This window comes from Microcoleus sp. w1-18aA5 (assembly GCF_036701705.1).
Classification (GTDB): Bacteria; Cyanobacteriota; Cyanobacteriia; order Cyanobacteriales; family Microcoleaceae; genus Microcoleus.
Window position 1 is genome coordinate 207,709 of sequence record NZ_JAUPTE010000001.1, and the last position, 21,039, is coordinate 228,747.

The following is a 21,039-nucleotide window of genomic DNA, read 5'->3' on the forward strand; positions in this document are numbered from 1 at the left end:
TTGGAATGGGTTATATAGCGGTTCTCAAGAAAGTGAGGTATGCCCTATGCCCTATGCCCTATGCCCTATGACCGATAGCACGTGATCTTTATGAGAAATGCTATATTATTATTCTTCTGTTTCTATAATAGCATTGCGATCGAGAATCAGTAAATTCCGAAGTTGGTCTGTATCTAGCTCGGTGAGCCAGTTTTCGCCAGCGCTGACAACTTGTTCGGCTAACGCTTTTTTGCTTTCGATCATATCGTGTATTTTCTCCTCTAACGTACCTGTGCAGACAAATTTGTGAACTTGTACATTGCGGGTTTGACCGATGCGAAATACGCGGTCAGTTGCCTGATTTTCGACTGCAGGATTCCACCATCTGTCATAGTGGAAAACGTGAGTTGCTCTGGTTAAGTTCAAACCTGTCCCGCCTGCTTTTAAAGATAAAATCATAATCGGCGGGCCTTGGGGGTCGTGCTGGAAGCGATCGATCATTTCTTCCCGCTGCTGTTGCCGAATTCCGCCGTACAAGAACAAAACTTCTCGCCCTAAATGCTGTTCTAGATGGGGTTTCAGGAGTTTTCCCCATTCAGCAAATTGAGTGAAAATTAAAGCCCGATCGCCCTCAGCGAGCACCTCTTCTAACATTTCCACCAACCGCTGCAATTTCCCCGATTCCTGACTCTTAATCTCCAATTCTTTCGGCTTTGCTTCTGCTTTCACAAGAGCCGGATGGTTGCAAAGTTGCTTGAGTTTTACCAGCAAAGCCAGAATCATTCCGCGACGCTGAATGCCTTCGGCTGAGTCTAATTCAGCTATTGACTCTTCGACTATTTTCTGATATAATACCGCCTGTTGAGCCGCCAGCCCGCAAAACACAGTCATCTCCTGTTTTTCGGGCAAATCTTGGATGATTTCTTTGTCAGTTTTCAGGCGGCGGAGGATGAAAGGCCGAACGAGCGATCGCAAAGTCTGCAAAGATTCTCGATCGCCGTATTTCTCGATCGGAATTGCAAATCGGCGCTGAAAGAAATTGCGCGGCCCCAAATAGCCAGGATTGAGAAAGTCCAAAATAGACCACAATTCTTGCAGTCTATTTTCCACGGGAGTTCCCGTCAGCGCAATTCTAAAAGATGCCTCGATTTGTCGCACCGCTTGCGACTGCTTCGCCTCGGAATTTTTAATATTTTGCGCTTCATCCAAAACCAATCCTTGCCATTTAATGCCTTGAAATTCCTTAGCATCCCGAAACACCAGCGCGTAACTGGTAATTATTAAATCCTTTCCCTTAATTGCCGTCGCAAATGCTTTGCCTTTAGGGCGTTTGTCTCCGTGGTGAACTAACACTTTCAGCGTCGGGCCAAATTTCTTGACTTCGCGCTCCCAATTGCCCAATACTGATGTGGGACAAACCAGTAATGTTGGCGCTTCTAGGGCATCTTGTTCCTGTAAGTGCAGGAGAAAAGTAATAAGCTGAATAGTATTGTGGCACAAGATATTATTGGCAACAAAATTGTGATGCTTGCTCACCTCAAAATCATAAACCCACCCACTGTACTCAAAATCCTCAATTTCTTCTATTCTGCAATAAAATACTTCTTGGTCTAGAAAAAGTTGTAAGCCTTCTCTGATTGTATCTAGCTGTTGTGTGTCTAAATTTGCATAAGCTTCTAAAGTTTGATTCGTCCACTTTGAAGGCTTGAGCTGACGGTATTCTTGTTCTGCCGAGCCATTTAAAATATTTTCCATCCCTGCGACTACCCTGGCCAGACTCCTGTGGGAAAACTCCTGAGAACCGTTGATGTAAACCGGGTTGTGCATTCCGAAATGGCGCAATGGTAATTTTGTAATTTCCACTGCACGAGCGACGATATCGGAAGCAGGAATTCCCTCAACATTGGTGTTGCAAGCCGATTCGCAAATCTGCTCTAATTTACGCTGTTTTTCGGAATCACCGAAGCCAATTTCCTGCAAAAATATGCGCGCTGAGTTACCGCCGAAAGTACCAATATAATAGGTGCGAAAAATCCCGCTGCCATTGGTGGCGCATTTCTGTCTGGTGGCGATTCGCAGCCAAATTCCAAAGCGCCGCAGCAGTGTAGAAAGTTGTTGGATGATTAAAGGCGAAGCGGTGCTAATTTCGATATTTCGCGTGTTAAGGAAGACAGAACCTTCAGCATCAAAGTAGTTTTTGAGGAAAATCCGTATGGTGTCAAGATTGGCTTGCATGATAAATTGCGGGAAGCTTTTCTCGGCTGACAGCTTCCCCCACTCGTAGCCTTTAGACTCAAGAAAGCTTTGGTACGATCGACTACATACAACCAAGTCTGCTGCTGTCTGCTTAGCACGAGTACGAACAGCAGGATTATTGATTTTTACTCCATACTTTTTGCCGATCCGGTGCAGTGCGACACGTAACTCTTGAAGAACTGTCGCATCTTTTTGTGCGATCGAGAGTACAGCTCGATCGCGCTGCTCATATCCCTCAGCAATCTGCCAAGCCAGAAACTTGACCAAATCGGGATCTTCCGGTTTTCCTTCCCAATACAATTTAGCAGGAACGCAAACATAATCTCCCACCTTGAGGTCATTTGTCCAGCCATCGCGTCCTAACAATTTGTGGCGGCGGGTAATTGTGATGCTGCTACCGTCTTGCAGTTTGATTGTTCGCAACTTTTCTTGCACTTGCTGGCGGTAAAGTCGTCGAATAGGTGCCTGTACAATTTTGCCTGTTTCCTGATTTATGGAATTTACCAGTAATTGCTCGTTAGGTTCAGACCAAAAGCCCTCACCGTCGAATTCTGTTTTTCCGGCATAAGCTTCCCATATTTTTTCAGCTTTTTGTAAAAAACCATTGACAAAAAGCAAACTTTGTGGTAACAAGCATTTACCGAGCCCCATATCGTCCGCGAGACAAGCACCCAAACCCCAGCGTTCTAAGAATGCTAACCAGCCTGCTCCTAGGGCTTGATAAGGCCGCAATTGTCCTCGGAAACTAGCCGGAGTTGCGATCGCACTTACCGCTTGATTATCGCTCAAAGTATTCAACAATTCCTGAAGTTGACCCGTAGCCTCAAAATTCACCACAGGCAATTTTTCGATCATCTGAGTATCGCCCGACGCCAAACGCAAAGCATCCTCCAAAGAAAGAGTCATTTGCTCTTTGCGGCTGGCAAAAAAAGTTTGAGCCGCTTTCACATCCGGCGCGCGCAACTCCACCCACTCGCCGTTAATTTCCACCAAAGGCGAATTCAACGCGGTCAATCTGTCAAATTCTGCCTTAGAAATGCGCTGTCCGCCGATCGTCAATTCCCACTTAAAATTTAGCAGACTTTGCAATCCCAGCCCACCTTTCGCCGGAGTCACTTTCGGAGTTTCCGCTTGAATGCTCAAACCCAAGCGACTCGCCCAACCATCTGTCTTTGTCAAACTAGGCGGCAAAACTACGCCCAATCCGCTATCAGTAAAACGCCAAGCCACAGACTTGATAAAATTGTAGGCATCTAACGGTTTTAAAAGACAAGATTGAGGCCGCTGTGCTTGCAAACTCGGTTCAATTAACGGATAGAGTTTTGAGGCTAAGCCCAAGCCGCTGAGCAAAGTTTCTTGAGGTAATTCTATAGTCCTGCCTGCATAATTCAAACGCTCGACTGAGTTGTTCCAAATGGTTGTCGCGTCTACCAAAAATTCTGCTTCATCTGCTGCTTGCAAGCAATAATTTAAACTCCAGTCGGCTTTACCGGGCGCTGGTGGTATGAGTTGAAAGCAAGTGCGAAATTGATTGTGTTGAGATAATTGGTTTTGCAGCGGTGCAGTCCAAGCACTCAGCTTGGTTGCCAAGTTTTCCAATGCTGCTGTTTCTACTTGCACAATTCCAGATTCCTGCTGCAAAGCTTGCAGCCAGTCGCGCACAGGAGAAACTGCTTTGATGTCTAAAGTAAAGCTACCAGTCGTTAGCGCAGCCCTCGAAGAGGATCGCACTTGACTATCTACAATACTGCTCAAAAAGCCTAACACCAATTCCTCCGCCCCCATCGGCAAATCGACCGCTAAAGGCAATTGACTAGATTCTTCTTCCTTTTCCCCTCTTCCTTCTTTTTCCCCTCTTCCTTCTTCCTTTTCCCCTCTTCCTTCTTCCTTCTTCCTTCTTCCTTCTTCCTTCTTCCTGACATCCGTTACATCCGTTACAGAATCCGTTGCCGAACTTCCTTCTTCCTTCTTCTGATATGTTCTGCAAGCCGTCGGCATTTGCTTGACAAAAGTGGCGAGGCGGAGTGTATCTGTAGAACTATCTAACAACGGTTGCCATTTGGCAATAGCAGAACCGTCCGACTGTTTCTCCAATCCAGGCAAAAACTTGCATCTTGCCAACAAATCCAAACTCCACCTAGCAATATGAGACCAAAAACGCAAATCTGAGCCGACAAAAGAGTCTGTTTCTGTGCTGTTAAGGGGTAGTGATTGCAAGAAAACAAAAGCTGCTTGAGGGTTGAGACAAAAACCCTGGACTTGCCAGGGATAAAGGTAAATTTCCTCGGTTTTAGTGGGTTCCTCAAGTGCTGCTGCTGAGTGCTGCGGCATCAGAGTTGCGTTTGATTCTGAGATTTGGGTGGGAAGTGCGATCGCCCGAATTTCCCTTTTAATCGAGGAGTTTTGGGCGGGAATTTCTGCTGCGTTTTGAGTTTTAGGCGATCGCCTAGTTTTTTTGCTTTTTTCCGGTGGAGTTTCTGCGGTTTCCGGTAATTGCCAATCCAGTTTTCCCGACTGTTGCAAGGAATTTAGGAAACTCTTAAATTCAGCTTCGGTCATAGCTAAGGGATGCTGTAGATTTATCCCCACCTTGGTGTCAATTGCCCCTATTTTTCGCCAAGTTTCTCCCCATATAAATAAGCAATTTTTCTCATCCTCTAGGAGCCAACTGCCGTGTAAAATTGCCATATTTTTTTACCCTGATATTTGTATTTAAGTGCGAGGTTGACTACAGCATTTATATGGAATTTGTGAAAATTTTATTTAAAACAAACCGAGGAAATTTTGAGCCAGATAGGAATTAGGTAGAACCTGTATATTTAGGTACTTAGGGCACACCTTACCGCTTATTGCCAGGCCTAGATAACTAAATCCCTCTTCCTTCTTCCTTCAACGTCCCAATTCCCAAACGAAAATTGATCGTACCATCTATGGAAGGCGTTTAGCGGACGATCGACCAGAGAATCGACCCCAGACTGCAAAAAATAATTCGAGAGTATAAATGCTTATAAGCCAGACGCAGACAGTCGATCGCGAGGCGATTATCCCTGTCTTTTGGCGTCGGACTCTCAAACATCCTGTGGTAATGTTACGATCCCGACAGAGAAAGAATGTGGTAGATAAGGAAGCAGTGCTACATGGTAGAGATAGACAAGTCAATATCCTTCGATGGACGGGATATTAGACTGAAGATTGGTTTACTAGCGCCTCAAGCAGGCGGTGCAGTTTTGATTCAGTCGGGTGACACGGCCGTTTTGGTGACAGCGACTCGATCGCAGGGGAGAGAGGGAATTGATTTCCTGCCCCTGTTGGTGGATTACGAAGAGAGACTCTACGCTGGCGGTAAAATTCCCGGTGGATTTTTGCGCCGGGAAGGGCGTCCCCCAGAAAAAGTGACTCTGACGGGTCGTTTGATCGATCGACCCCTGCGTCCCCTATTTCCAAGCTGGCTGCGAGATGACATCCAAGTTGTAGCCACAACGGTTTCGATGGACGAACAAGTGCCACCGGATGTTTTGGCGGTGACGGGGGCTTCAGTAGCGATACTGCTGGCGAAAATGCCGTTTTACGGGCCGATGGCTGCGGTGCGAGTCGGTTTGGTAGGAGATGATTTCATCATCAACCCAACTTACAGCGAAATCAGAGAAGGCGAGTTGGATCTCGTGGTAGCTGGTTCTCCTGACGGAGTAATCATGGTAGAAGCCGGCGCCAACCAGTTGCCGGAACAGGATATCATCGAGGCGATCGACTTCGGCTATGAAGCAGCCTGTGACTTGATTCAAGCCCAGCGCGAAATTATGGCGGAATTGGGTATCGATTTGGTGGTAGAGGAACGGCCATCCCAAGATTCGGCCCTAGAAAACTTCATTCGCGATCGCGCCCAAGAACCCATCCGCATCATTTTGTCAAGATTTGAAAAAGACAAAACAATACGGAATGCAGCTTTGGACGAAGTTAAGGCAAATGCAGTCGAATCTGCGATCGCCGAACTTGCCGAAGACGATCCGGTAAAACTAGCCGCCACCGCCAACAGCAAGGCGATCGGCAACGTTTTCAAAGACGTTACCAAAAAAATGATGCGGAAGCAGATCCTCGAAGATGGCATTCGCGTAGACGGTCGCAAGCTAGACGAGGTGCGACCCGTTTCTTGTCGCGTAGGCGTGCTGCCGTCGCGAGTACACGGCTGTGCGTTGTTTAATCGGGGGTTAACCCAAGTCTTGTCCGCAGCTACCCTGGGAACCCCAGGCGACGCCCAAGACTTAGGAGACGACTTGCACCCGCAGCAAGACAAACGCTACCTGCATCACTACAATTTCCCGCCGTTTTCGGTAGGAGAAACCAAGCCGATGCGATCGCCCGGCCGCCGAGAAATCGGTCACGGAGCCCTCGCAGAACGCGCTTTGCTGCCCGTGTTGCCATCCAAAGAAGATTTCCCCTACGTGATTCGCGTAGTTTCCGAAATCCTTTCTTCCGACGGTTCCACCTCAATGGGTTCAGTTTGCGCCTCAACGCTAGCATTAATGGATGCAGGCGTTCCCCTTTCCCAACCCGTCAGCGGCGCGGCAATGGGCTTAATTAAAGAAGGCGATGAAGTCCGAATTTTGACTGACATTCAGGCAATTGAAGACTTCTTAGGCGACATGGACTTCAAAGTAGCCGGTACCGACACCGGCATTACTGCTTTGCAGATGGACATGAAAATCAAAGGTTTGCCCTTAGATGTGATTGCCACCGCCATCCGACAAGCCAAACCAGCCAGACTGCACATTTTAGAAAGAATGCTGGCAACCATCGACACTCCCCGCAAGGAAATGTCGCCGTTTGCACCGCGTTTGCTAACCCTGAAAATCGATCCAGAATTTATCGGTTTGGTAATTGGGCCTGGTGGCAAAACGATCAAAGCCATCACCGAAGAAACCGGTGTCAAAATTGACATTGAAGACGACGGAACCGTGACAATTGCTGGCAACGACAGCGAAAAAGCTCAGCGGGCTTACAACATTGTCCAAGGCATGACGCGCAAGTTGAATGCAGGAGATGTGTATGTCGGCCGCGTAACTCGAATTATTCCGATCGGCGCTTTTGTGGAAATTTTGCCCGGAAAAGAAGGAATGATTCACATTTCCCAGTTAGCGGACTACCGCGTCGGGAAAGTGGAAGACGAGTTAGCTGTCAATGATGAAGTGATTGTCAAAGTGCGAGAAATTGACAATAAAGGTCGAATTAATTTGACCCGCTTGAATATTCATCCCGACGAAGCGGTAGCCGCCCGCGAAGCGCTGAATAAATAGTTTACGGTTGGTAATTGGTAATTACTTGTAGAGTAATTGCTAATTGCTAATTGCTAACTGGTGATTAGTAATTGCTAATTGCTAATTGAGATGAAATCTGATTGTTTCAGATTGATTTGGGAGTAGGTGCGCGACAGCGACAGATCGACAAAAGTGCGATCGGCTGTGGAAGTTAATAAAGTCGCGCACTTTACCCTCGGCGGTTGAAACCGTAACTACATAATCGATCGCAACTGTGATTCAAGAGTGACAATCTTCTATGTCCCCGTTATAGCCGCAGGATATCTTCTATGACCGAAAGCATCCAGGATACCCGCCACGTGATTCATCCGTCCAGAAATAAAAAACCTGTATCCGATAAAGGAGCCCCCGAATTTATCTCGCGCAAGTCAATGCTTCAAATCTAAAATCTAAAATCTAAAATCTAAAATCGATTGACAGGGGCAGTTCTATTTGAAACAGAGAACCTTTCCCAACCTCGCTACTTACTGTTAGGTGTCCGCCGTGAGCTTCCACAATTTGCTGGGCGATCGCCAATCCCAATCCAGAGCCGCCTTTCTTCCGTGTTCGTACCTCATCAACTCGGTAAAATCGATCAAAAATGTGTGGCAAATCTACATCGGGAATGCCGATTCCCGTATCTTCTATTTGAATTAAAATGCGATGAGATTGAGTCAATAACCGCAGCCACACTCTTCCTTCAGGTAAGGTATATTTGCAGGCATTGGTGAGTAGATTAGTGATAGCTTGTTTTAATAAATCAGAATTGGCTTTGATGATAACTCTCTCTTCAGGCAGTTCTAAATGAAGGCTTAAATGCTGGGCAACACCCTGTATTGATGAAGTGGCGATCGTATCTTTCAACAGGTCATTTAAGTGAATTGATTGAAGCGAGTTTCGGTCTAACTGTCCTGCCTGTCGTGCTAAAAACAAGAGATCAGTCACCAACCGATTCATCGACTTAGCCGTTTCAGCAATCTTTTCCAATCGAGAGTGCTTAGGCTTGCCGGCATCGACTGGGCTGAGTAAGCCAACTTGGGCATTGCTGAGTATTGTGGCAAGCGGTGCCCTTAGTTCGTGGGAAGCATCAGATGTAAATCTTTGCATTTGGGTATAGGCGTTTTGAATGGGTTGCATTGCCAATCCGCCTAAAAACCAACCTACTAGACTAATCGCGCCCAGGGTCAAGGGCAATGTTACCACCATTACCATCAGTAACTCTCTCAGTGTTTTCTGAGCATCAGTCAATGGGATGGCAATCTGGAGGTAGCCAATCGTGCGTCCCTTGTAGTCAACCGGAAGGGTTAATTGTCGCAGCCACTCGGGGTGAGACTGAATGGTTTGAAACGCCGCGCGAGCCTGAATCTGAGCCGAGGGCTGCGCCCCATAAAACTGTTGCAGTTGTCCAGTCGCTGAATACCACCGAGCATAAACAACTTCACTGTCAGAGGGAGGAGAATAATTCCCAAGAATCGGAACGTTACTCAGATCGATGTGTTCTTTTCCCTGCCGCAAACCATAGTCAATATTGGCAGCCATGACTCTTGCTTTTTTGTAGAGTAGTCGATCGCTCTCTTCTAAGCGGTTAACTGCTCGCTGGTAGTAAATGATCCCTGCAAAAATGATCAGAATAGCCCCCATCGAGAGCGTAAACCAGTGGGCAAGATTGCGGCGGCTACGATTAAACATCTGGATTCAAGCGATATCCCATACCATATACGGTTTCTAGCCAACGGACAGCACCTATCATCTGCAATCGCTGCCGCAGACGACGCACTAGGACAGTAATCGCATTACTCTCCGGTTCGCTGCCCCACTCCCACAAAGCTTGTTCTATTTGGCTACGGGAGAGTATCTGACGCGGATGGCGCATCAGATACTCTAGAAATAGAAATTCACGAGTCGATAACTGCATACTTTGCTCCCCCCGTTCAATAGTCAGCGTTGATAGATGTAGAGTCATATCTTCAACCTGTAAAGTATCTCCTTTCCAAAGTGGCGATCGTCGTCCCAATGCCCGCACCCGTGCCAGCAGTTCAAACACATCGGCAGGTTTGATCAGATAATCATCAGCTCCAGCGTCTAAACCGCTAATTTTGTCAACAATCGCATCTTTGGCAGTCAACAGCAACACTGGGGCCGTTTTTCCCAGACGGCGGTATTGCTGGCATAAGCTTAAGCCACTGATCTCAGGTAATAACCAATCCAGGATCAACAGATCATAGTCCCGCTTCGATAAAATCCACTGGGCCGTCGCCCCATCTTCTACACCATCGACAATATGTCCAGCCTCAGAGAGAGCAGCTTGAAGTGGCTCCAGTTGATCTACATCGTCTTCTACCAGGAGAATTCGCATCCGTCTAACCATTGTTTGGCAAATTTTACGTATGGTAGAGAAGAAATTTAGGCAAAGCCTCCATCACAGGTAAGATTTATGCCAATCTGTTGCTAACTAAAATGTTGGTAGTTTCTCCAGATTATTTCGAGCCATCTAAATCTAAAATCCAACATTCCAATGGCTTTACCTCGCCTCCTACCGCTTCTACACCGCGCTGCCTGGGAATTCTGGTTACCCCTGCCTTTGGTAGCAGCCTTATTCTGGACTACAGGTAACTTCCTCGCGGTTCAAGTTCTCAGCCGTCCTTATAACTCTGTCCACAAACTCCAGGCAGATAGACCGTTAAATCGGAGATTACCAGTAACAATCTTGACCATAAATGCAGAAATCGATCGCAGCCTAGGTGTTACCACTATTTTTGTCAACACCAGTGACTCAACTCTAAAGAAGCTGGAATACGAGTTTCCAGTAACCCAAGCCAGTCAGGTCGAAGCAACGATCGCCCAAGAATTAGCAATGCCGGTTGAAAATGTCCGCAAATTGATCAGCTACCGTATTAAGAACTAAGCGGATGATCAAAAAATTGCTGCACCATTCGCGAGTGGGAAATAGATCGAGTGCCGCCGATCCTAAGCAGGGATTTAGTGCCTGTGATGAGAAGGACTAGAAATTGTGTCTTCTGTAATATCGATAGGCTCCCAGTAATTAATTGGAGAAATGTGGGGATTGTCACCTTTGAGTCACATTTGCTGTTGACGCTAAGAGTAGACCTTGATTGTCAACCCTCTCCTCAATAGATTTTTGAGGATGAACAGTTCACGTTTCCAGCAACTCTTTTTAATTTCTGGTATCGCAGGAATTTTAATTCTTCTGAGTGGGCGTCGGATTTTTGGGCAAAACGGAAATTGCTTTACGCCTGGGTGTCGTTACAAATTCTACTCGTTGAGAAGCTAAAACTGTGGATAGATTAGAGAACACTGCACTGGTGGAACGTAACGAACCCCAAACAGGGACTCCAAAACCCTCTATTACTCTAATTGAAGCGATCGCCTTGATTGTCGGGCTAGTAATCGGCGCAGGCATTTTTGAAACCCCTGCTCTGGTCGCTGCTAATACCGGAACGGTTGGTGGTGTCATAGGAATCTGGCTAATGGGCGGTGTTGTGTCATTGCTGGGGGCACTTTGCTACGCCGAATTGGCAACGACTTATCCCCATGTCGGCGGCAACTACTACTACCTGAAACGGGCATTTGGGCAACCGATCGCGGTTTTATTTGCTTGGGCGCGCATGACTGTGATTCAGACTGGCTCGATCGCGCTGCTGGCATTTGTGTTTGGCGACTATGCCTCGGAGCTATTTCGACTAGGTGGCTACTCGCCTGCAATTTACGCAGCAGTCGCAATCGCCCTGCTCACAATGCTGAACATCATTGGACTGCGCCAGAGTAAAGGCCTCCAGAACTGGCTAGCGGTGATACTCGTTTTAGGCTTACTCCTAGTGATCGTGGTTGGTCTGGCATCCTCCCCTCCTCCCGTCGGGCCCCTTCCCTTCGATGCCTCTCCTACCTCTTCCTGGGGCTTAGCGCTGGTCTTCGTGCTGCTGTCCTATGGTGGTTGGAATGAAGCCGCTTACATTTCTGCCGAAATTCACCACCCGCAGCGCAATATTTTGCGATCGTTCCTCTGGAGCATTGGCATCATTACAGCACTTTATCTGCTGATTAATCTGGCATATCTGCGGGGATTGGGTATCGCAGGCATGGCAGACTCTCAAGCCGTTGCATCAGATTTACTGCGGCGAGTGCTGGGTGAACCGGGAGCCACGTTTGTGAGTTTACTGGTTGTGACCGCCACGCTGGGGTCGATCAACGGCAGCATCTTTACGGGGGCACGCAGCAGCTTTGCTCTGGGGCAGGATAGGTCTGCGTTTCGCTGGTTGGGACGCTGGCATCCGCATCCGAGTTCACCAACAACCGCTTATTTATTGCAAGGTGCGATCGCGCTGACGCTGATTGGGCTGGGAACCTTCACCCGCAAAGGATTTGAAACAATGGTGGACTACACTGCGCCCATCTTCTGGTTTTTCTTTTTGATCAGCACTCTGTCGTTAATTGTTTTACGCATTCGAGAACCCGATCAACTCCGCCCGTTTAGCGTACCGCTTTACCCGATCGTTCCCATAATGTTCTGCGCCATTTGTGGCTATTTGCTCTATTCCAGTCTGGTCTATACAGGCATCGGCGCGATCGTAGGGGTCATCGTTGTTCTACTGGGTATTCCCTTTGCCCGTCATACTACATAGCAACTTTTTTTGGAGATTTACGATCATGCAACTCAAAACCATTAGGCAATCAGTCTTTGTTGGCGTTAGCATTCTCAGTTTTGCTGCGATCGGCTGTACCGAACAACGTAACTTTGAGACAGTGGCTCCAACTCCGGCTGCCACATCCCCAACTAATTCTGTTTCCGATCTGGCTCAAGCGACTCCTAGCCCCACAACAGAAGCTCCCACCCGTCAACCCGATGTCGTTTACGTTCCAACCCCTGTACCGGTTGTGAATGAAATGCTGCGGCTGGCAAACGTGCAATCCAATGACGTAGTTTACGACTTGGGTAGTGGCGACGGTCGGATTGTGATTGCAGCCGCTCAAAAGGTTGGCGCGCGGGGCATTGGTATTGACATCAGCCCAGAACGCATTCGAGAAGCTAACGAGAACGCCAAAAAGGCTGGCGTGACCGATCGTGTCGAGTTTCGTCAGGAAGATTTATTCCAAACAGACTTCAGTGAGGCAACAGTTGTCACGCTTTACCTACTGCCAGAACTTAACATAAAACTGCGCCCCAAATTACTCAGTGAATTAAAACCAGGTACGCGCATTGTGTCCCATGAATTCGATATGGGCGACTGGAAACCTGAGCAGGTAGTAAAAGTGGGCGAGAGAACAGTCTACTACTGGGTTGTACCTGAAACTGCTTCGTAAAACTTATCTAAACTTGTCTAAACTCATTTTCAGACACAGTTTTTAGTTCACTTCCTACGCTATTGGGTAGACGGCTAATCCCAAGATAAGTAGGCTATCTCCCTCAAGCCGAGGGTTCCCAGTTTAAAATATTAACGCTTGCATTCCAATCGCGATCTAAAGATATACCGCAAGCAGGACAGTCAAAAGTCCGAACGCTTAGCGGCATATCTTTTTTTGTGCCACAATTCGAGCAAGTCTTGCTGCTGGGAAACCACTGGTCTACCAACACTAAATTAGCTCCGTACATTTGGCACTTGTAGTCGAGTTGACGTTTGAATTCGTAAAATCCAAGGTCAGATATTGCCCCGGCTAATTTGTGATTTGCCATCATTCCTTGAACGTTTAAGTTCTCAATCTTAATTACCCTGAAATTTTTGGCTAAATAAGTTGTCAACTTGTGGAGAAAGTCCAAACGAATGCGAGCTATCCGGGCATGAAGCTGACTAATTTTGCTGTAAGTTTTGCGCTGATTGCGAGAGCCTTTTACCTGTTTTGATGCTTGGCGCTGTAAAGTAGCAAGCTTGGTTTTCGCTTGTTTTAGCGGCTTTGGTGCATCAAAAGTCTGCTGGGTTGATAGCGTGGCCGCATACTTGATGCCGACATCAATTCCCACGGAGCCTTCAAAGTGCTGGACGGGCAAGCGCTCTGCGTCAACGCAGAAGGAAACGAACCAGCGATTCCCTTCTTTTGAAATAGTAAAAGTTTGAGAGATGAAACTGCATTCTAATGGTTCATAGAGTCGAAAAGTTCCCAAAGTAGGAATCTTGATCTTGCTGCCAGCGGCTAACAAAACTTTACCGTTCGACGAGTCAACAGTGAAAGATTGACCGGAGCGTCGGCTAGCAAATTTCGGATGACCTGAAGAACCAGAACGGTAGCGACTAAACGCATCTTTCAAATCGATTAACGCATTTTGATAAACTCGACTGGATAACTGATTCATCCAAGCAAATTCAGGTTTTTTCTTGACGTAGTTGGTGAGAACTTTCTTGACTTCGTTGATTACCTTCGAGTCGGTAAATTTCCCCTCACTGTACATTTGAGTCCGCAAGCTCAATCCAAAGTTAAAAACCACGCGCCGGAATCCTGCGTGTTTTGCCATCAACGTCGCTTCCTTATTATTTAGTTTTAGCGCTCGTTTGATGGCAAACATAAAACTCCCTCAAGCGTGATTAACTATGAATAAGTTTAGCAAACTATTTGGCACTTAAGTTAAACTCCTGCTAATTTGAAGAAGTAGTGAGACTATTGCAGCTTGAGAAGTCAGACTCTATATACCTGGCACGTCGATCCGATCGACGTGCCAGGTCAGCACTCTAACTCACGTTAAATAACCGCAATACAGTCAATCTCTACTAACACATCTTTCGGCAAACGCGAAACCTCCACACAAGCGCGCGCCGGTGCAGTTTCCGCATCAAAATATTTCGCATAAACCGCATTCACGGCGGCAAAATCATTCATATCTTTGAGAAAAACCGTAGTTTTTACCACATCCAACCAAGTAGCGCCGGCTTCTGTGAGAATCGCTTCTAGATTCGCCATAACTTGTTCGGTTTGTTTTGCCACATCGTCGGTGTAGACAATATCGTTTAGTCTAATGTCGATCGCAATTTGACCAGCTACAAACAGCATAGTGCCCGTAGCGGCGATCGCTTGATTGTAAGGGCCCACGGGTGCCGGTGCTTTGTCAGTACGAATAATTTTGCGGGTCATAGATGTCACTTTTTGGGATTCTTGTTGAGAGGTTTCCGGTTTGTAGTCGATTTCTGGTTCTGAGATTTCTGGCTGGTAGATTTCTCCATCTGGCATTATCGCACCAGTCAAGCCTGCATTTTTAATATTCCAATCATAGGTTTGAGCATCAGTCAAGTCTGCTTCCTGAAGGTAGGCTTCCTCCAGATTTGCTCTTATCAAATTTGCTTTTTGAAGAATCGCTCTTTCGAGATTTGTCCCTGCCAGACAGGCTTTTTTCAAATTGGTTCCTGTGAGGTCCGCTGCACTAATATCCGCCTCAGCCAGATTCATGCCTGATAAGTTAAGTGCAGACAGATTGACTCCTCGGAGTTTGGCTTTCTGGAGATTGGCATTTTGGAGGTTAGCACCCTCTAAGTTCACTTGAATCAATTCTGCTCCTGTCAAGTTTGCCCTCGTCAAATTTGACTTGCTCAGATTTGCTCTCTTTAAATTTGCTTCCTTCAAGGAAGCTTTAGTTAACCATAGAGAGATTAATTGAGCACCACTTAGGTTTGCATTGTCCAGTTTAGTATTACTCAAATTGGCTCCAGTGAGGTTTGCCATACTCAAGTCAGCACCGCTGAGGTCTGCAAAACTGAAGTTGACATTACCTGTCACCCCACTTAAGTTTGCTCCTACCAAGGATGCTCTACTGAAGTTTGCTCCTCGGAGGTCTGCACCATTCAAAGTGGCCTCACTCAAATCAGCTCCCGACAGATTTGCATTCACTAGGTGTATGCCACTCAAGTCTGCACCTTTGAGGTCTATCCCGCTTAACAGTTGTCCCCCAAAGCTTCGTTCGCCTTTGGCGTATTTTTCTAAAAGTTCTTCAGCCGTCATTCATAACCTCGATCGCCCTTCCGCTACACCCCACATTCCCAGCCTACCACCAAAACCGAAAGCGCGAGCTAAATCTGCGTTAATCTGCGTCTATCCATTTTCATCTGCGGTTAACAAATTCCCTTTTTTGCAACCGCAGATAGAGGCAGATAAACACAGATTCACGCAGATGAATTAGAGATTATCTGCGTGAATCCGCGTCTATCAATTCTTATCTGTGGTTAAGAAATTACCTTTTTTAACCGCAGATAAATGCCGATTTACACATTACACACCAACCGGAGCACCAACAACCTCACCTTTCAACATCCGAGAAGCAGCATCAAGCAATTGCTCCTCCAAATAAGGCTTAGTGAAATAGCCTTTCGCGCCCAAACTGTAAGCCATTTGGCGGTGTCTGTCAGCACCGCGAGAAGTTAGCATCGCGATCGGCAATTCACACAAAACCGCATCCTTCTGCATCCGAGAAAGTAGTTCCAAACCGTCCATTCTCGGCATTTCAATATCGCAGAAAACGATATCGCAAGGCAGACCAGATTTCATCTTTTCCCAAGCTTCCTTACCGTCGCGAGCTTCTTCTACACGATAGCCAGACTTCTCGAAAGTAATCGACAATAGCGATCGCACGGTAATCGAGTCATCCACAATCAGCACAGTCGGCTCAGTCTTCTCGAGTTCCGCTTCGGCAGCAGCCCGATCGCCCTCATCCCAAAGCGTACCGCCAGTGTCCTTCCGCAGCCTTCCAGTAGCCAAATCGATCAGCTCCAGAACGTCCGCAATTGCCACGATCCGACCGTCTCCGAGCACCGTGGCCCCAGCAATCCCGATCGGCTTCGGCACTGGCCCTTCCAACGGCTTGATCACAATTTCCTGTTCCGTCGAAACCTGATCCACCTGCACCGCCAAGAAATTGCCAGCAGAGCGGAGCACAATCACCGAAATCATGTCATCGTCAGTATTAAACCCGTAAACACTGCCCCGACCCAAATGGCGGCTGTAAGCCAGCAGATCCCGCAGCGGCCGGAACGGCAAGCTTTGACCCCGCCACTCAATGCAAGGCAAACCATCCGCCCCCGTCGTCACCTGATCGCGAGGCACATCGATCATATCCTCGACCCCATCCATCGGGAAAGCAATGCGAGCGCGATCGCTAATGCAAGTCAGAGCCTTAGAAATGCTCAACACCAGAGGTAAACGGATCGTAAACACAGTCCCCTTGCCGATGGTTGAATCGATCGACACAGTGCCCCGGATTTCCTGCAACGAAGTCTGCACCACATTCATACCGACCCCCCGGCCGGCGTACTCCGTCGCCTGTTCCTGAGTGCTGAAACCCGGCATAAACAGCAAATCGTAAACTTCCGAGCGAGACATCCTCTGAGCCTGAGCCGCCGTCAGCATACCCTGCTTAATCGCCTTCGCCTTCACCCTTTGCGGGTCAATTCCGGCCCCGTCATCAGAAACCGAAACCACGGTTTGGTTCCCTTGGTGGAAAGCGCGAATCGTAATCCTGCCGACTGCAGGCTTCCCAGCCGCCAGACGCACCTCCGGCGCTTCGATCCCGTGAGTAATCGCATTGTTCACCAAATGAGTCATCGGGTCATATAGTTGATCCACAATCATCTTGTCGATCAAAATATCCTTACCCTCAACCTGCAATTGAGCCTGCTTGCCGCACTTAATCGCAATTTCCCGCACCGCCCGGAACAGCCTGTCCGTTGTCTCCGCAAACGGCTTCATCCGGGCGCGAGTTAAACCTTCTTGCAGTTGAGTCGTGACTTGCCGCAGTTGGCGAGTCACCTGATCCGCCTCATCCACCAAAAACTCAATGTCCGCCGCCGACTCCCGTACCCGCACGATCAGCTCGATAATCTCCTGAGCCAAACTGTGGAAAGGAGTAAACCTGTCCATTTCCTCCGGTCTCCAGGCACTTTCCCTGGTGTGCGCCGAATCCTCAGAGCGCCAGGCCGATCGGTGTCCCTGCCGGTTGGCCAGCAAAGCAATCTCCAAAAGACTCCGCTCGTAGAAATCCTGAGTCCGCTGGCTCACATCGCTCAGCAGCGTTACCTGGTGCAGCAAATTGTCCAAAAACTGCCGCATCCGTTCTTGGTCTTGCTCCAAACTGTTGCGGTTCACAACCAGTTCCCCCATCAAATTGCTGAGGTTGTCCAGTTGCTTGACCGGCACCCGCATCGTCTGGTCGCCGAACCCGCCCGCGCGGGCATTCCGCCTGGGTCTGTTGATCGCCGACGGCCCCATATTGCCTTCCCCTTGGCGGCCACTGTCCTTGGGATCTTCCAGCAGTTTTTCCAAATCGCCAAATTCGTCGTCGCTCTCCTCGGCAGCAGCGCGCGAAACTTTACTGGCAGTTGTCGCCGGTGCAGAAATTTCCGGCATAGTTGCGCTCTCGCTGAGGAGTTCTTCGAGATCCGAGAAAACTTCTGTATTTACCGGACTCTGATTTGTGTTCCCAGAAGCTGCTATGACAGCTCCCGCACCCCCGGCAATTAACAGTGCTTCTAAATCGTCAAAATTGCCTTCGGCATCCTCATCGCCTGATTCGCCCTCGCCAAAAAAGTCTGCCAGCGACGCCTCTTCTAACTCTGAGGAATCGGCCTGGGCCGACTCGTCCTCAGCGTCCCAAAAGCCCGTCGTCAGTTCCGAAGTCACCAGAACCTCAGCATCGATCGAATCCAACAAATCATCAAAACCCTCCAACTCTTCGTTGTTGAGAGTAGCCCCGGTTTCCATCGCCGAGAGCAAGTCAGCATCCCCATCAAACATACCATCGAGAGATTCTGCAGGCAGTGCCTCTAAATCCACACTCGAAAAATCCGTTTCCAGGGCATCAAACAAATCATCTTCGCCCTCAAACTCCCCGGCGGCATCTGTTTCGGCTCGATCGAACAAATCCGCACTCGCCTCGTCGAACAAACCATCGGCAGGTTGGGCAGACAACTCCTTCACATCCGCAGCGCCGTCATCTGGCGCCGATCCAGCATCCCCCTGCTGCACCATGCCTTCCCCAAACATATCCTCCAAGAAATCGAAAGCTGCGCCCTCATCAGATTCGACATTTAAAATTTCCGACTCAGGACGATCGTCGGACAAAGCCTCTAGTTCAGCCTCTGCCGAATTTGCCAAGCCTTGGTCGGAAACCGCCGCACCATTGTTCTCGAACAAACTCCCCAAGTCGCCCTCATCAACTCCCACATCCGCACTCAGCAATTCTGAATGCCCATCATTGGGCCAACTCCCACGGGCTTGCCCCGAAGCTTCTCCGTCATACTCAGTACCCGTAGGTACAGAACCGAACAGCTCAGCCAAATCCGCCGCTTCTCGGGAAGTAGCCGATCCTTTGCCATCCCGCACAGTTTGTTCATCCTCAGAAATCGCGTCCGAGGTCATATCCCCAAACAGCGCATCTAAATCCGTATCGTCCACTTCCAGGTTGAGCGATTGCACAGACTCGTCTTCCATGCCCAAAGCATCTTCTAGCCAGTTTTCATCCGCAGAGATATCTAAATCAGAATTTGATGTCATGTTAAGAACGTTGCCCATTTCCTCATTTTGTTCGGTGCCTGCAGCTTGATCTCGATCGCCCCCGTTCTCCCCACCTTCGTCTTCTGAAGAAAGGAAATTAGAAGTAATCCCCAACAACTCGCTCAAATCCGAATCCTCGCCAAGCTCAGAGAACAACTCGAAATCATCGATTTCAGGCAGACCAACCGCTTCGGCCTCCGCTGAATCATTGCCCCCCCCTGCTGCAGGTTTCTTCGATTCTCCATCTAAAGCCTCAGACTTCAGGGAATACTCCGAAGAGACTGCCAGCCCACCTGTTGCCTCAGATAAGCCTAAATCGCTGAACAAGTTCTCGAAATCAGCATTGTCCGTACCACCTGCAGAAGTTTGGGCAGCCACTTCGTCCAAAAGCGTACCGAGAGCATCTTCGTCAGCTTGTCCCCTGGCTGGGGCCACCGTCTCGTCTCGCCGCTCCAAACCGCCCTTACCGTTACCCGTTTTAACCTGTTTGCGAGTTAACCGCTGGCTCGAACCCGCATTTTTCTGACCGGCAGCTACTGCCGTGCCCTCTGCCTCCTCTCCAAACAGCAAATCCTCCCCAAACAAACTCGTCAGGTCATCAATCGGAGGCTTCGTGTTCGTTTCGGAACTTTCCGCATCGTATTCGTCAAACAACAAATCAGTAAAATCGCCGGAATTGTCATCGTCTGACCCCAGCATTCCCGCCGATATCCCAGAAGACTGTGCATAGTCGAGGTCTTCTTCTTCTTCCCAAGCGCCGTCGAGATCCGGGGACTCGCCGTCAAACAAGTCAGCTAAAGTGTTGAGTTCTGCCGCGCCCACTTCCGGGCCGGTGCGGGTCGAGCCTCTAAATGCACCCGTCTCTATATCCGATTCTGCGAAGGCGGAATCCGCGTCGAACTGGGACGATCGAATGCCACTTTCATCGTTGCTGTTGCCACTGTCGAGTTGGTCGAACAGCTCGTCTATACTCAGCCCCGAAATAGTCGGCAGCAACTTGTTCAATCCATCCGGGGCATCGCCCGATCCCACCAGATCCCAGGCCTCATCCTCAACAGAAACCACATTTTTCCCGGATTTACTCGGTTGAGCGAAGGCCAGCAAATCTTCAAAATCTGTTTCTGGAACCAGAACAGCCGGCTGCAGCGCCAGAAGTTTTGCACTTGGTGCGATCGACGATTCTAGACCAGAAATGACCAGTTCTTGCGCTTGTTTGATGTCTTTGATCACCGTTGGGGCTAAGGTACGGTAGGTATTGTCTGGGTTGGCGATCGCCTTGGATACAGCTTGGATCAATTCTATCCAGCAGGGCAGTTCAAATTCTTCCCCCGCCCTGAGCAAGTTCCGACAAATGTTCTTGAGTTGCCGCCTGCTTTCTGGCCCTTCGGGCTGTTTGAACTCTTGCAGAAGTTCCCGCATCCTCGCCGGCACGTCCGAGTCAAATACTAGCTGCAGCGCGCTGTCTTCTGTTGCTCTGGCATCAGGTGCATAAACTGACCGCGAATCCTGAATACTCCTTGATGAGGCCAACGCCCCGACTCCCATCCCCGCCATAACTGGTTCGGGTACGGCCAGAGCGCTGCTCTCGTATGCATGGTATTCTCCGTGTCCAACGAGTCCCCCCAAGTGCCCATTAAGTTCTTCAAATACTGGTTCTAATTCTCGAACCATCTGTTCTCCCAATTCTTCTGTCAGTCCAAAAGGCCCCGACAGTTGCTCTAACAGCCCTTGCAATGTGTCAAAAATTCGCAGAAACAGGGACTCTAGCTGTTGGTCTACTTTAACGCTGCACTCTTTTAATACTTTAAAACTATCTTCTAGTCGGTGAGCTGTTTGCTGAATGCTCGTCAGCCCCAGCATTGCTGCTCCTCCTTTGACAGAGTGAGCGGCCCTAAATACTTCGTTGACCAGTTCTGGGTCTTCGATCGTGGTTTGCAGATTCAGCAAGCCTTGTTCGATCGTATTGAGGTGGTCTTTGGCCTCCTCAATAAAGTAGCCCATTATCCTCTGTTGTTGCTCCGGCAGCATAGTT

The 21,039-nt window shown here is 48.6% G+C and carries 10 protein-coding genes; 4 read left to right on the forward strand and 6 right to left on the reverse strand.

The annotated features are described in order from the left end of the window. Window positions 1-108 precede the first annotated feature (108 nt). Window positions 109-4,923 (reverse strand): SNF2-related protein, encoded by a 4,815-nt coding sequence (locus Q5691_RS00985; protein WP_333343749.1) that lies wholly within the window; start codon window positions 4,921-4,923, stop codon window positions 109-111. Window positions 4,924-5,372: 449 nt separating this feature from the next. Between Q5691_RS00985 and Q5691_RS00990 the strand changes: the two genes are divergently transcribed. Beyond that, window positions 5,373-7,526, forward strand: a complete 2,154-nt coding sequence (locus Q5691_RS00990) for a polyribonucleotide nucleotidyltransferase (protein ID WP_333210266.1) — start codon at window positions 5,373-5,375, stop codon at window positions 7,524-7,526. A gap of 417 nt (window positions 7,527-7,943) precedes the next feature. Here Q5691_RS00990 and Q5691_RS00995 read toward each other — a convergent pair whose 3' ends face one another. Further along, on the reverse strand, window positions 7,944-9,215 hold the full coding sequence (locus tag Q5691_RS00995) for a HAMP domain-containing sensor histidine kinase (RefSeq protein WP_333343750.1): 1,272 nt from the start codon (window positions 9,213-9,215) through the stop codon (window positions 7,944-7,946). Continuing rightward, the gene (gene rppA, locus Q5691_RS01000) at window positions 9,208-9,882 is read right to left on the reverse strand and encodes a two-component system response regulator RppA (protein WP_333210331.1); all 675 of its coding nucleotides are present in this window, start codon (window positions 9,880-9,882) and stop codon (window positions 9,208-9,210) included. The genes Q5691_RS00995 and rppA overlap by 8 nt, the downstream gene beginning before the upstream one ends. A 159-nt stretch (window positions 9,883-10,041) precedes the next feature. Here rppA and Q5691_RS01005 point away from each other — a divergent pair, with 159 nt between their 5' ends. The 3 genes from Q5691_RS01005 to Q5691_RS01015 all read left to right on the forward strand — a co-directional run bounded on the left by Q5691_RS01005 (window position 10,042) and on the right by Q5691_RS01015 (window position 12,845). After that, a complete protein-coding gene (locus tag Q5691_RS01005; RefSeq protein WP_333309334.1) occupies window positions 10,042-10,431 on the forward strand; it encodes a hypothetical protein in 390 nt (129 codons plus the stop codon). A 391-nt stretch (window positions 10,432-10,822) separates the two neighbouring features. Beyond that, window positions 10,823-12,166 (forward strand): amino acid permease, encoded by a 1,344-nt coding sequence (locus Q5691_RS01010; protein WP_333343751.1) that lies wholly within the window; start codon window positions 10,823-10,825, stop codon window positions 12,164-12,166. Window positions 12,167-12,191: 25 nt separating this feature from the next. Further along, a complete protein-coding gene (locus Q5691_RS01015; RefSeq protein WP_333343752.1) occupies window positions 12,192-12,845 on the forward strand; it encodes a class I SAM-dependent methyltransferase in 654 nt (217 codons plus the stop codon). A gap of 103 nt (window positions 12,846-12,948) precedes the next feature. Here Q5691_RS01015 and Q5691_RS01020 read toward each other — a convergent pair whose 3' ends face one another. The 3 genes from Q5691_RS01020 to Q5691_RS01030 form a co-directional block, all read right to left on the reverse strand. Next, complete coding sequence (locus Q5691_RS01020) at window positions 12,949-14,040, reverse strand: RNA-guided endonuclease TnpB family protein (RefSeq protein ID WP_333210275.1); 1,092 nt, start codon at window positions 14,038-14,040, stop codon at window positions 12,949-12,951. Window positions 14,041-14,213: 173 nt separating this feature from the next. Further along, the gene (locus Q5691_RS01025) at window positions 14,214-15,464 is read right to left on the reverse strand and encodes a Rid family detoxifying hydrolase (protein ID WP_333309339.1); all 1,251 of its coding nucleotides are present in this window, start codon (window positions 15,462-15,464) and stop codon (window positions 14,214-14,216) included. Between the two features lie 267 nt (window positions 15,465-15,731). After that, entirely contained in the window at window positions 15,732-21,035 is a 5,304-nt protein-coding gene (locus Q5691_RS01030; protein WP_445305820.1) for a response regulator, read from the reverse strand. Window positions 21,036-21,039: the final 4 nt, after the last annotated feature.

Excerpts from the sequence above, each read along its gene's own strand:
- Q5691_RS00985 (WP_333343749.1), bottom strand. The coding sequence starts at position 4,923 with ATGGCAATTTTACACGGCAGTTGGCTCCTAGAGGATGAGAAAAATTGC.
- Q5691_RS00990 (WP_333210266.1), top strand. The coding sequence starts at position 5,373 with ATGGTAGAGATAGACAAGTCAATATCCTTCGATGGACGGGATATTAGA.
- Q5691_RS00995 (WP_333343750.1), bottom strand. The coding sequence starts at position 9,215 with ATGTTTAATCGTAGCCGCCGCAATCTTGCCCACTGGTTTACGCTCTCG.
- rppA (WP_333210331.1), bottom strand. The coding sequence starts at position 9,882 with ATGCGAATTCTCCTGGTAGAAGACGATGTAGATCAACTGGAGCCACTT.
- Q5691_RS01005 (WP_333309334.1), top strand. The coding sequence starts at position 10,042 with ATGGCTTTACCTCGCCTCCTACCGCTTCTACACCGCGCTGCCTGGGAA.
- Q5691_RS01015 (WP_333343752.1), top strand. The coding sequence starts at position 12,192 with ATGCAACTCAAAACCATTAGGCAATCAGTCTTTGTTGGCGTTAGCATT.
- Q5691_RS01020 (WP_333210275.1), bottom strand. The coding sequence starts at position 14,040 with ATGTTTGCCATCAAACGAGCGCTAAAACTAAATAATAAGGAAGCGACG.
- Q5691_RS01025 (WP_333309339.1), bottom strand. The coding sequence starts at position 15,464 with ATGACGGCTGAAGAACTTTTAGAAAAATACGCCAAAGGCGAACGAAGC.
- Q5691_RS01030 (WP_445305820.1), bottom strand. The coding sequence starts at position 21,035 with ATGCTGCCGGAGCAACAACAGAGGATAATGGGCTACTTTATTGAGGAG.